This window comes from Rhodococcus koreensis, assembly GCF_017068375.1.
Taxonomy (GTDB): domain Bacteria; phylum Actinomycetota; class Actinomycetes; order Mycobacteriales; family Mycobacteriaceae; genus Rhodococcus_F; species Rhodococcus_F koreensis.
Map to the genome: position 1 here is coordinate 126,291 of NZ_CP070610.1, position 12,331 is coordinate 138,621.

10 protein-coding genes and 1 pseudogene are annotated in these 12,331 nt (G+C 64.4%); 7 read left to right on the top strand and 4 right to left on the bottom strand.

Annotated features, from left to right (window positions below):
• The first annotated feature begins 29 nt into the window (after positions 1 to 29).
• Both JWS14_RS41575 and JWS14_RS41580 read left to right on the top strand, forming a co-directional pair.
• Entirely contained in the window at positions 30 to 890 is an 861-nt protein-coding gene (locus JWS14_RS41575) for an oxidoreductase (protein ID WP_095869845.1), read from the top strand.
• Positions 891 to 1,312: 422 nt separating this feature from the next.
• A pseudogene (locus JWS14_RS41580) lies at positions 1,313 to 2,125 on the top strand (IS481-like element ISRhosp6 family transposase); the annotation flags it as partial.
• Here the strand turns inward: JWS14_RS41580 and JWS14_RS41585 are convergent.
• The 4 genes from JWS14_RS41585 to JWS14_RS41600 are packed head-to-tail and all read right to left on the bottom strand — an operon-like array spanning position 2,122 to position 6,099.
• Positions 2,122 to 3,075 carry a fumarylacetoacetate hydrolase family protein gene (locus JWS14_RS41585; protein ID WP_179443364.1) on the bottom strand — a complete coding sequence of 318 codons (954 nt, stop codon included), beginning with the start codon at positions 3,073 to 3,075 and terminating at the stop codon, positions 2,122 to 2,124. The pseudogene JWS14_RS41580 and the gene JWS14_RS41585 overlap by 4 nt on opposite strands.
• Positions 3,076 to 3,077: 2 nt before the next feature.
• Positions 3,078 to 3,521, bottom strand: a complete 444-nt coding sequence (locus JWS14_RS41590) for a hotdog fold thioesterase (RefSeq protein ID WP_206016351.1) — start codon at positions 3,519 to 3,521, stop codon at positions 3,078 to 3,080.
• Entirely contained in the window at positions 3,518 to 5,497 is a 1,980-nt protein-coding gene (locus JWS14_RS41595; protein WP_095869842.1) for an acetoacetate--CoA ligase, read from the bottom strand. Before JWS14_RS41595 ends, JWS14_RS41590 begins: the two co-directional genes overlap by 4 nt.
• On the bottom strand, positions 5,494 to 6,099 hold the full coding sequence (locus JWS14_RS41600) for a cupin domain-containing protein (RefSeq protein WP_143548761.1): 606 nt from the start codon (positions 6,097 to 6,099) through the stop codon (positions 5,494 to 5,496). The genes JWS14_RS41595 and JWS14_RS41600 overlap by 4 nt, the downstream gene beginning before the upstream one ends.
• A 230-nt stretch (positions 6,100 to 6,329) precedes the next feature.
• Here JWS14_RS41600 and JWS14_RS41605 point away from each other — a divergent pair, with 230 nt between their 5' ends.
• The 5 genes from JWS14_RS41605 to JWS14_RS41625 all read left to right on the top strand — a co-directional run bounded on the left by JWS14_RS41605 (position 6,330) and on the right by JWS14_RS41625 (position 12,326).
• Positions 6,330 to 6,995, top strand: coding sequence for a TetR/AcrR family transcriptional regulator (locus tag JWS14_RS41605; protein ID WP_164060999.1), 666 nt, complete (start codon positions 6,330 to 6,332; stop codon positions 6,993 to 6,995).
• Positions 6,996 to 7,014: 19 nt separating this feature from the next.
• Positions 7,015 to 7,161, top strand: a complete 147-nt coding sequence (locus tag JWS14_RS41610; RefSeq protein ID WP_167114292.1) for a hypothetical protein — start codon at positions 7,015 to 7,017, stop codon at positions 7,159 to 7,161.
• 10 nt (positions 7,162 to 7,171) lie between these two features.
• Positions 7,172 to 9,490, top strand: a complete 2,319-nt coding sequence (locus tag JWS14_RS41615; protein WP_095869998.1) for an ATP-binding protein — start codon at positions 7,172 to 7,174, stop codon at positions 9,488 to 9,490.
• Between the two features lie 226 nt (positions 9,491 to 9,716).
• On the top strand, positions 9,717 to 10,682 hold the full coding sequence (locus JWS14_RS41620; RefSeq protein ID WP_095869839.1) for a LysR family transcriptional regulator: 966 nt from the start codon (positions 9,717 to 9,719) through the stop codon (positions 10,680 to 10,682).
• 666 nt (positions 10,683 to 11,348) lie between these two features.
• Positions 11,349 to 12,326, top strand: coding sequence for a LysR family transcriptional regulator (locus JWS14_RS41625; protein ID WP_241031738.1), 978 nt, complete (start codon positions 11,349 to 11,351; stop codon positions 12,324 to 12,326).
• Positions 12,327 to 12,331: the final 5 nt, after the last annotated feature.

Sequence of the window (12,331 nt, forward strand, 5' to 3'; positions counted from 1 at the left end):
GAGCCCTCCGGTCGCGTTCGCACCCCACGGTGACGACAGATGCGACCGGAGGGCCTCCGTCGGATTTCTCGCCCATCGATGCGGCGTACACACCGATTGCTCCGAAATTCGTCGCACCGAAGAGAACATCCGCAGTCACGACTGCCACAGACGTCACCGGAAGAATTTATGACAGACTCCGCCCGGGCCTTGTTCGTCCGAGCGAAGGGCTCTTCCAGCCACCGAGTATCAACGGACTCGAGATCGCCAACCGCATCGTCATGGGTCCGATGGCGGTCCTGCAGCAGCACAAGGGCGGACGTCCGAGCAGACAAACGATTGCGTTCCTCACCGAGCGCGCCACCGGCGTCGGCATGATCATCGTCGGAGGGTCAGCGGCCACGTCACGAGGAGTTGACGAGGCACCGTTCCGGCCACTGCTCCGTTTCGACTCCGACGATCTCATCCCCGACCTGGGGCGGTTCACCGCCGCCGTGCATTCCCACGGGACCGCGATCTTCTCCCAAGCCTTCGCCGGATTCGGGCGGATGGGAATGCCAGGCAAGGACCGGCCGATTCTCACCGCAAGCCCGAAGAACGTTCATATGACCGAGGACCGCCTCCCACCGGGAACCTCACCGGCGGGAGGCGGGGCAGTCGGCGATGTCCCGCTGTTCCTCAGCAGCACAACCGATCCGCAGACGGGTGCCGACGCGATCGTATCCGGCCACGGAGATGCTCTGATGCTTGCCCGGCAACTCCTCGCCGATCCCGAGTATGCCAACAAGGTGCGCGACGGAAGAATCGACGAGATTGTCATGGTGCGACCACCAAAACTCCTGCCTGCGGTGGCTGATCGACGTTCCCGTCCGCTGCCACCAGAACCTCCGCACGGGTCGGGAAGGGCGTGAGCCGGGTGCGCGGCCCCGCTCCCCCGCATCGTGAAACGCCCCGCGGAAGACGCTCTGATCTGGTTGACCGGTTCAGAGCGGGTCATGGCTTGGCGAGCAAGATCGCCTCCAAGAATGAGTCCGCGGGGTCAACGGTGGGATTCACACCTCCGGCCCTCCACCGTCGGTGAGTGAGATTGTATGTACGAGAATGGGTGCGGGTTGCTCGTCGAGCGAGCCCGCACCCATTTGCATACGTCAACCCGCAGCGGTGAGGCGATCAACAGCGTGGCGTACATGGAAACGGCCGTCCGGACGCGTTCGCATTCGAGCTGACGAACCTCTTAATTTTAATGTCCACGTTTTCGTAGCCAACGCAAGCACCCGGCCTCCTCCGGCGGGCAGCTTCCGCGGCGACTAGGTGTACTGATCCAACGTTGGTGACGTCACGGCCACATCGCAGCCCGAACCAGACCCCGACGCGCACCGAGCGGCGCATCATCAAGGTCCGCGTCATCCGCCGCTGGGGTCCGGCCCGGATCGCGTATCTGCTGGGTCTGAATGTTTCGACAGTGCACAAGGTCCTGAGCCGGTACGGGTTGGCTCGACTGCGGTGGCTCGACCGCCCGACCGGACGGGTGATCCGTCGCATGCACTCACCGCACTGCGGCGATCTCGTTCATGTCGATGTCAAGAAACTGGGCAAGATCCCCGCCGGCGGCGGATGGCGGAAGGTCGGTCGCTCGGCAGGCAGCCGCAATGCCCGGGCCGACAAAAGCAGCGGCGAGGTCGACAAGTACTACCGTCCGGTCCGCGGCTACCACTTCCTGCACACCGCGATCGACGCACACTCACGGTTGGCCTACTCCGAACTGTTGGGCGACGAACGCAAAGCCACCGCCGCCGCGTTCTGGCTACGCGCCAACGCGTGGTTCACCGAGCACGGCATCACGGTCGAAAAGGTGTTGACCGACAACGGTTCCTGCTACCGATCACACGCGTTCCGAGACGCACTCGGTGAGATCAAGCATCGCCGAACCCGCCCCTACCGACCCCAAACCAACGGCAAAGTCGAACGCTTCCACCGCACCCTGGCCGACGAATGGGCCTACGCCCGCCTCTACACCAGCGACCGCGAACGCTGCGACGAGTTCCCGCGATGGCTGCACACCTACAGTCACCACCGAGGCCACACCGCACTCGGCGGCCAACCACCCGCCACCCGCGTACCCAACCTCCCAGGTCAGTACAACTAGGCGTCGATACAGCGGGTGCGTTGCATGCCCAGACCATCGATCTCGCATTCGAGGACGTCCCCCTGGCGGAGGTACCGGCCCCAGTGCGAGCCGTTGCCGGGCGGGGATCCGGTGATCACCATGTCTCCGGGCTCGAGCTCGACGAAGCGCGAGATGTAGGAGATCAGTTCCGCGGGGCCAAAGACCATGTCGCCCGTGGTGCTGTCCTGCATGGTGTCACCGTTGAGGCGAAGCCGGATACCCAGGTTCAGTGGGTCTGGCACGAAAGCTGCCGGAACGAGCCACGGGCCGGTCGGGTAGAACGTCGGGAAGTTCTTCGCCCGCATCCAGTCCGTTCCCATCATCGCAATATCCCTGCGCGGAACCAGGCTTCGTGTGGTGAGGTCGTTGCAGATCGTGTAGCCGGCGACGTAGTCGAGTGCGCCGGCCACCGTGACGTTGTGAGCACGACGACCGATGACCACGCCGAGCTCGAGTTCCCAGTCGTGGTCGGACCATCCGGTAGGAAGAAGAATGTCGTCGTACGCGCCGCTGATCGCCGAAGGGACACCGGTCCACACATACGGTTCGCCGTGCGCTTTGCGCTCGTCGATGTCGTGGCCGGCCTCCTCGGCGAGCTCCTCGTCCGTCAGTCCGGCGGTGCCCAGCTTGTGCGCTACCGCCATCTGGATGATGTGCTCGCGATAGTTCGCTCCGGCCCCGTAGATCTGGCCCGGCCGGGTCACCGGCGGCAGCGTTCGCAGTTCCGACGCGGGTGTTCCGGGCGTAGTGGGTGAGACCGCGGCCTCGGCCAGTGTCTTGAACGCGGAGTCCCAGTCCTCGAGTAGCGCGGCGGTCGAGTCATAGGCTGTGAATGCACTGATGTCGTACACGTCGTCGTCGACTACCAGTCCGGGGAATGGGCCGTTGCCGGCGTCGAAGGTCCCCAGTGTGAATCGTTTCTGGTCCATCCTCATCTCTCTTCCGATTGGTCGGCGGTTCGGCTGCCGACCGCACTATCCGGGCGGCGCAGGACTGCCCCCCGGCCGCGGTATTCCGCGACGACACGAGGGCCGCTGCGGACGGTGACGTCGACCAGGGAGTGCCGACCGGTGTGGTGCCGGACGATTGCCTCGGCCACCAATTCCTCTCCGACGTGTGCCGGGGTGTAGTACTCGATCGACGCACCGGCGGTGGCTGTTCCGGGTGTGCGGCTGTTGGCGGCACACGCGAAGGCGCTGTCGGCGAGGACATAGATCACCCCGCCGTGGGCGATGCGGTGGCCGTTCGCCACGGACTCATCGATCACCATGTGCAGTACCGCCCGCCCCTCCCCCGCCGAGAGCACCTCGATTCCGAATTCGGCCAGGCTCGAATCCTGCGCCAGCAGCCTGCGGACCGGCTCGGTGATCGTCATGGCACGCTCACCTGTCGCTGTCGTATCGTGCGGTCACGGATCTCGATCAGCACCTGCGCATCGTCGACCGAACCCGGGTCGACCACCTGGTCCACGGAGTGCCCGAGCAGAATCCGCTTGACCGGAACCTCGAGCTTCTTGCCCGTGCGGGTGTGCGGAATCCGCGAGACAACAATGATGTCGTCGGGGACGTACCGTGGTGACAGCGCCGCACGAATCGCGTTGCGGATGGCCGTGATCGCGGCTTCGGGATCGGTTCCGGTGTGCAACTGCACGAACAGCGGCATGTAGTAGCCGTCGGTCTCCTCGACACCCACCACGAGTGCCTCCTCGACCTCCGGCAACGCCTCGACCACCCGGTACAGGTCCGCTGGGCCCATCCGGATGCCGTTGCGGTTCAGTGTCGAATCCGATCGTCCGACGATGACCGAGCTGCGATCGGTATCGAATTCGACCAGGTCTCCGTGGCGCCACACACCGGCGTACGTCGAGAAGTAACTCTCGCGGTAGCGCGAGCCGTCGGGGTCGTTCCAGAAGTACAGCGGCATCGACGGCATCGGGCTGGTGATCACCAGCTCGCCGGGTTGGCCGACCACCGGGTGGCCGGCGGTGTCCCATGCTGCGGCGGCAACCCCGAGCGCAGGCGGCTGGAGGCGTCCCAGACGCACCGGTTCGGTCGGCGCGCCGCCGAGGAAGATTCCGGCGATGTCGGTGCCCCCGCTGACCGATGCCAGCCACACCGGCCCGACGGCGTCGTAGACCCACCGGAATGCGTCCGGTGCCAGGGGGGAGCCGGTGACCTGGATCATTCGGAGCGCGGAGAGGTCGTGGTCGGTTCCTGGGCGCAGCTGAGCGCGCATACTGGCGTGTGTGTAGGCAGCGCCGAGGCCGAGCATCGACACCTTGTTCTCGGCAGCGACTCGCCAGACCCGGTCGATGTCGGGATGGGCGGGGTTGCCGTCGAGGAGAACGATGGTGGCCCCGCGCAGAAGCCCAGAGACGAGCATGTTCCACACCACCCAACTGGTGGTGCCGACGACGAACAGCTTGTCTCCGGGGCGAAGGTCGGCGTGCAGGGTCAGGGTTTTCAGGTGCTCGAGGACGACGCCGCCGTGTCCATGGACGATCCCCTTCGGGATGCCAGTGGTGCCCGAGGAGAACAGCACCCACAGGGGATGGTCGAACGGTAGTTGGTCGGCTTCCCATTCGTGCTCGGCGGCCACGACGTCCTGCCAGGAGTGCGTACGCATCGACGTGGCCGGAACACCCGCAGCGGTATCGACCCAGACGATTTCGCGCAGGCTCGGCAGTTGAGCGACGATGTCGGCAAGGACGTCACTGCGATCGAGACGGCGGCCACCGTAGGTGTAACCGCTCGCCGCGATCAGCACGACGGGTTCGAGTTGCTGCAGCCGCGAAACGATGGCGCCGACGCCGAACTCGGGCGCGACGATCGACCACACCGCCCCGACCGAGGCTGCGGCGAGAAACCCGACCACCGCTTCGGTGCGGTTGGGCAGGATTGCAACCACGCGGTCGCCGTGCTGGACCCTGGATTGTCGCAGGAACGCGGCGAGGGCGCCGACTTGCCGGCGGAGCTCGTGCCATGTGGTCGTCGTTGTCGTACCGTCCTCGTCGATGGCCACAATGGCCTCGTCGGCGTTGTCGTGGTCGGCGAGCGCATACGAGGCGTAGTTGACCGTCGTTCCCGGGAACCATCGCCCGCCGGGCATCGTGTCGGGCACGACAGGTTCGCCGTCCGGGGTGTCGACGACGATGCCGATGTAGTCGGCGAACGCGCGCCAGAACGCATTCGGGTCGGTGACCGACCAGTGCCACAGTGCGTGGTAGTCGTCGATCGTGCCCGGCGTCACGAGACCCGATGTGGTCAGCCAGGTGACGAATCTGGTGAATTCACTGCCCTCTGTGCGGGCCTGATCGGGGCACCACAGAACGTCCCCCGGTGTTTCTGTCACGACGACTGCCCCGCCAATTCGCTCTGGGTGTCGTCGGTCGATACCGGCAAGGCGCCGAACAGAAGGAACGCCACCCGGCAGTTCTCGTCGGTTCGGTTGGACCAGGCATGCGCGGTGCCGCGCTGGACGATCACGTCACCGGCCTCGAGCCGGCACTCGCCCTCATCGAGAAGTAGCCAGATCTCGCCCTCGATTACGACGGCGAAGTCGATCGAGTCGGTCTTGTGGAACCAGAAGTGGCGGTTGCCGCTGTGGGTCGCTTCCTCTCGCGCGTGGTCGCCGCCGATGTCGGAGAATAGCTGGTCCTTCCCGGCCTTTTCGTACACGCTGTCGGGTGGGAAGTCGGCGACGCGGAAGATCGTGCCACCCAGTTCCGGGTACATCGGGATCTCGGCGTCGACGGAAGCTGGGTCGAGGCGGCCGTCGTTGGACACCGGTCCCGGTTCGGTGGCCCACACCTGCGCGGCGCCGAATCCGGGAACCGTCGGTGACCTGAAAATGTTGGGGGCCTTGCCGTCGGCAAGGACGTATGACCGGCCCTGCTCGTCGACCGCCGTCACCACCCGACGAATAGAGGCGGTTCGCGCCTGAGGCTGATTCATTGTGTGCTGCCTTTCTGAAATCAGTTCACTGCCTGAGTGGCGAATGGGTACGGCTTTTCCTCGGGAGCCACGACGCGACCTCCCGTTCTCCGATGGGGTACGCAGGATTCGATTCCGTCGAGTTGCGTCCCGGCTCGCGTCGACGATCGAGCTCGAGACCGACCGTTTCCGAGGGTTCCGGTTCAACCACTCCTTCCAATTCAATTCGATACGTACCGTACAGCACTGTGGTGTCCATCACCAGCGCCAGTGCAAACCACCACCACGAGGCCAGGGCCCGGGTAGTTGCGATCCGAGACGGACCGGATAGCATTTCGGGCATGGCCGTACGGAGTGAAGCAAGCCGCAAGGCGGTCCTGCAGGCAACCATGGAGTTGCTCAACGACACCCCACCTGGGCCGGTGTCGCTGCAGAAGCTGTCCATCGAAGGCATCGCCAAGCATGCCGGTGTCAGCAAGATGACGATCTATCGGTGGTGGCCCAGCAAGACGGCTGTAGTCATCGATTCCTTCCTCGACAACCACGTGGCGCAGACCCCGATCCACGACGAGGGTCCAGCTATCGATGCACTGCGGGCACATCTGGCGTCACTCGCACGCGTCTACAGTGGGCCGGAGGGGCGACTGATCGCGCAGCTCATCGCAGAGTGCCAGCATGATCCGGCAACCCTCGAGGAGTTCAAGCAACGGTTCTGGAAAGGACGCGCCGACGCCGCAAGGCTTTTGATCGAGCGCGCCGTCGCCGAAGGTGCCGTGCGGGATGACATCGACCCTGATGTCGTCGCCGAAATGCTCTACGCTCCAATTTACTTCCGACTTCTGTTCCAGACCGGGGACCTGGACGAGGAGGCCACCGATGCCATGGTCGACGCCGCCCTGAAAGGCATCGGCAGGTAGGAGGAGGCGCAAACATTCCGTGGCCTCGTTCTTTGGCGAAACCGTGTGGGAGCAGGACGACGTTCGGCACCCAATGCGGCACCCCCTTGCAGGCCTGAAGGCCACCGATCTGGCGCTGTCCGCGCTCGACTACGCCCTGCTCACTGCGCTGTCGGCGCTGGAGTAAAATGCCCGAGATGGGTAGGCAAGTCTCGCGGGCTCGAGCACTGACGCCACCAGCGGCGGAATTGTTCGGGCGCCAGCGCGAGCTGGCGAGCGCACGTGAACTTTTTGCTTCTACCCGCCTCGTTACACTCACCGGACCCGGGGGCGTGGGCAAGACCGCTCTGTCTGCGGCGTTGTCCGCCAAGCTCGACCGGGCATTCCGAGACGGCGTATGGTTCGTCGAGCTGGGCGCGCAACGCAGTTCAGACACTGTAGCCGAAGCCGTGGTGACACAAATCGGCCTGAGCGCATCGGCCAGCGTGGATGCCGAAGAACAGCTCCGGCGGCATGTGGCCGATCGCTCAATGCTGTTGATACTGGACAATTGCGAGCACGTCCTTCCCGGATGCCGGCGATTGGTGTCCGCGCTCCTCGCCGCCTCCGCCGAGCTGCGAGTATTGGCTACCAGCAGAGAGCCATTAGGAATCCGAGGCGAGCGTGTAGTCGCCGTTCGCCCGCTGGAAATCCCCCCGAATCATCGCGGCCTCACCGCCGACGAACTTTGCGAGTATCCGGCCGCGGCCATGCTGAAAGCCCGGGCCAAGGCGGTCAACGATCAATTCGAGATCACCGACCGGACTGCGGCGGAGATCGCACAGCTGTGCACCTATCTGGACGGAATGCCGCTGGCTATCGAACTCGCTGCTATGCGGCTGCGATCGCTGTCGGTGCACGAGCTGCTGACTCACATTGACGACCGATTCGCACTGTTGACCTCGGGTGACCCCACCGCCGCGCCGCACCACCGGTCTTTGGATGCCCTGGTGCGGTGGAGCTATGACCTATGCTCCTCCACCGAACAGCTGCTCTGGGAGAGAATGGCCGTGTTCAGCGGCAGCGTCGATCTTCCCACGATCCGCGCCGTGTGCGGGCTCCCTCCACTGCAAGGAACCAAACTGTTCGACGCGCTCGATGGCTTGGTATCCAAGTCGATTGTTCTCACCGAGACGACGCACGGCGACATGCGCTATCGGTTCTTGGAAACTCTGCGCGAGTTCGGGCGGGCCCAAGCCGGGGCCGGCGAAGACTACGGTCGCGTCCGGCGTGCCCACACGGAGTATTACCGAACGTGGGCGAGCAGAGCCGCCGAGAACTTCTTCGGCCCGCGCCAACTCGATATGGTCCAGCGGTGGGAGTCTGACCTCACCGACCTCGAGTTAGCCTTTGACCATCTCCTCCACGCGGCTCCGGGCTCTCATGGCGCCCTGGAGCTCGCTGCGGACCTCCGCTTCTTCTGGATGAATGGCCATCTCCGTGAGGGTCGCCGCTGGCTGGAGCGTGCCCTTGCCAACGATATGACCGTCTGCGCCGAGCGTGGCAATGCCCTGTGGGCAGCGGGGTGGATTGAGGCGCTGCACGGCGAAACGCATACTGCCCGGGAGCTTCTTGACGAAGCGGACACGATCGCCCGGAAGATCGGTGATCCGCGAATTGCTGCGCGGGCCGCGACGTGGACAGGATTGGCCGCGTTGATCACCGGGGATTTCGAGGTTAGCCGCTCATCTCTGGAAATGGCTTACACCGCCCACCTCGAGCACGCGGATGCCGAGGGTCTGCTGATGACCTTGTTCCTGCTCGGATTCGTCAGGAGCATATCCGGAGATCATGTAGGTGCCACGGACGCCGGCCGGGAAGCCGTCGAACGAAGCGAACGTCTGGGCGATACTTGGGGCCGCTCCTATTCGCTGTGGATGTTGGGATTCGACGCGTGGACGCGTCAGGACCTCGATGTCGCTGAGGAGTACGCCGAGCAGAGCCTCACATTGCGATGGGACTATCACGATGACTTCGGCAGTGCAGTCGTCCTCGATCTGATGGCAGGCATCGCGCTGGACGACGGCGATCCCAAGAAGGCGGCGAAGATGTTGGGCGTCGTCGCTGAACTGCTGGCCATTGTCGATACTGAGGTACCGGGCATGCTTGGCTCGCGCTATCAGGCGATCAAATCCGCCGTCCAGGATCGGCTCGGGGACGACCTGTTCGCCCGCCATCACGACATCGGTCGGCGACTGGACCGCGGTCAGCGGATGCGCTTGGCGCTGGGGTCGGTCGCCGCCGTCCCATCGGACCCGACGGACACGGTGGCTGCGGCTGGCTTGCTGACGCCGCGGGAAACGGAGGTAGCGGCGCTGTTGGCGGAGGGTCTCAGCAATCGTGCCATTGCCGGCAAGCTGGTGCTCTCTCCGCGCACAGTCGAGGTTCATGTCGAGCACATTTTGGCCAAGCTTAGCGTCAAATCACGCACTGAGGCCGGTCTGTGGGCAGCCGCCGCCCTCGGCAAGAAGGCGTGACGCGCGTCCCCGGATCGGTGTCCCATGTCACAGGGTACGTAGATGCCCAATTACGTAGCTTCTAGGTGTTCCCACGCTGTCACGGACATGCCGCGCGGGGGAAGGTGGAGTTCCCATCCCGAGGACCCAGGTGCGAGGGATGGTCCTAATTGTCGACTGGAACCCCAGCGCTGGACCACCGGTAGGTATCCGCCAGCGACGGCGTTCTCCCCTAGGCAGGTTCACCATGCAATTGCGCGAGCTTCAGTGGTTCACGACGCTGGCCGAAACCGAGCACATCACGGAGGCTTCGATACGGTTGAATATCAGCCAGCCGACCCTGTCGCGGGCGTTGGCCCGAATCGAGCGCAAGCTTGGAGTGCAGCTTTTCGACCGCCACCAGAACCGGCTGCGACTGAACAGGTACGGCAAGCTCTACCAGGCCCACGCGTTACGGGCACTGAACGAGTTAGACCGTGCGGAACAACGGATCGCCACCCTGGTCGATCCGGATCGAGGCTCGGTGTCGCTTGGGTTTGCGCATTCCTTCGGTGGGTGGCTGATACCGGATCTGCTCATGAGGTATCGCGGTGTCGCGTCAAGTACGTCCTTCGAATTACATGGGGGTGCTTGCGATTCCGTGGTGGACAGTGTGCGGCAGGGGAAAATTGATATCGGCTTCGTAGCTCCTGAGCCGGCCGCGGACGATCTCGTGTGGATACCGCTCGGGCATGAGGCCCTGTGTTTGAGGGTTCCCGCGGGCCATGCGTTCGAGGGCCATGACCATATCGCGATGACCGATGTCTCAGACGAGCCAATGGTCGCACTGAAGGCTGGACACGGTCTACGCCAGGCCACGGACCGCCTATGCCGGGAGGCGGGGTTCAGGCCTCGCATCGCGCTCGAAGCCACCGAACTTCCCACACTGCATGCCCTTGTCGCGGCCGGACTGGGCGTGGCGGTCGTGCCCGCCGCCCCATCGGGACACCCGTCCGCCACTGGTACCGTCCCGCTCAGCGACCCGACTGCGTTCCGGTGCTACGGGGCGGTCATCCGCAGGCATGGTCCGAGTAGCCAGGCCGCACGGCGTTTCCTGAAATTCGTCGCCGGTGTCTCGGCGATTCCGGCGCGAGCAGACCGCGCGCCGTCCGAAGGAACTCCGAGACGGGTGCTGCGGCCAGCAGTACCTGGCGCCTGGCCGGTGTCGGCTTGAGTACCGAATACGTGTCGTGCCCGAATGAGGGACCGCTCGGGGAGCAAATTTCCGCCGCGGCGCGCGGCTTAGGTCACCTCTCCGCCGTGGGATCGGCGACGTTCCGCGAGCGGCACGTTCACGTCGCAGTCGATCTCGTCGACGGTGGCCATCATCCTGCCTTCACGGTCGGATACGAACGCAGCCGGACCGCTCCGGACGCCTCATCCCGAATTGCGCCACCCGGTGACGAACGAACGCAACGATTCCGTGCCCGCGATCTGCAACTGGCCACGGACGCGTACGCAAGGAGGCTGGTCGACCACGCGCAGGCATCCGCAAATCGGCCCTTCGTGCTGCTCGACGTCGAAATTCTGCTCGCTTCGACTGCGCGGAAGGCGCGGCTGGCACTTCGAGAACTCGAATTGGCGACCCCCTCTAGTCCGACAACCTTGCGATTCGTGGGAACAGCGAGTGGTCTCGCATGTTTGGCCGCGGATATCCGCACAGCGGGAGTCGCAGATGGGGTCACGCTTCTCCCTCTCTGGAACGCTGGCACCGTGGAACTTCTTGCCCAGGTGACGGTTCCGGAACTTCACCGTGCAGGCTTCGTCAACTTTGACACCGCGAGCGCGCTCGTTGCGACCTTGGGCGGAACCACCTTGGGGTAGGCGCTGTCCGATCCGAGTGGACACGCGGTTCGTCTGCGGGTCGTGGACACCGATACGCCTTTGGCGCTATGAGAGGAAGTGCTTTACAACCATGGAATTACGTGAGCTTGAATGGTTTGTCATCCTGGCGCGAACCGAGAACGTGACCAACGCCGCCACACATCTCCACATCAGCCAGCCGACTATGTCGCGTGCACTGGCGAGAATCGAACGTCAATTGGGCGTCAAGTTATTCGACAGGAATCAGAACCGGATCCGGCTGAACAAATACGGTGAGATCTACCGGGCCCACGCGGTCAGAGCAATGCAGGAGCTCACCCAGGGCGAAGAACGGATCCGAACTCTGGTGGATCCTGAGCGCGGAGTGGTGTCCCTCGGATTCCTCCATTCCTTCGGATCCTGGCTCGTCCCCTCCCTGTTGGACCAATACCACCTGGTTGCACCGCTGACCACGTTCGAACTCGAGGGAGGGGCCGCGGACGCCATAGTTGACGCCGTGCGAAACGGCCGGATCGACGTCGGGTTCGTCGCACCTCGACCAAACGCGGAAGATCTGGCCTGGGTGCCGCTGGGCCGAGAACTTCTCTGTCTCGAAGTCCCGCCCGGGGACGAATTCGCCGATCGCGAGTCCATCACCATTGCCGAAATTGCTGGGCGGCCAATGATCGCTCTCGGCCCGAGCTACGGGCTGCGCCAAGTCGTCGACCGCCTCTTCGACGAAGCCGGCCTTACTCCCACCATCGGTATCGAAGCCACCGAATTGTCCACGCTGCGCGCACTGGTCCGGCACGGCCGCGGCATCGCCATCGTGCCGGTTCCCCAGGCCGATCAGCAGTCACCGACGGTCACGATTCCGATCAGCGACGCCAACGCATTTCGCTTCTACGGCGCGATCACCCGGAATTACGGGCCGACGGGAACCCCAGCGAGAGCATTTCTCGAATTCGTGACGGGCCACTTCGCCAGCTCGGATATCGACCGAGAGGACGAGTGACCCTT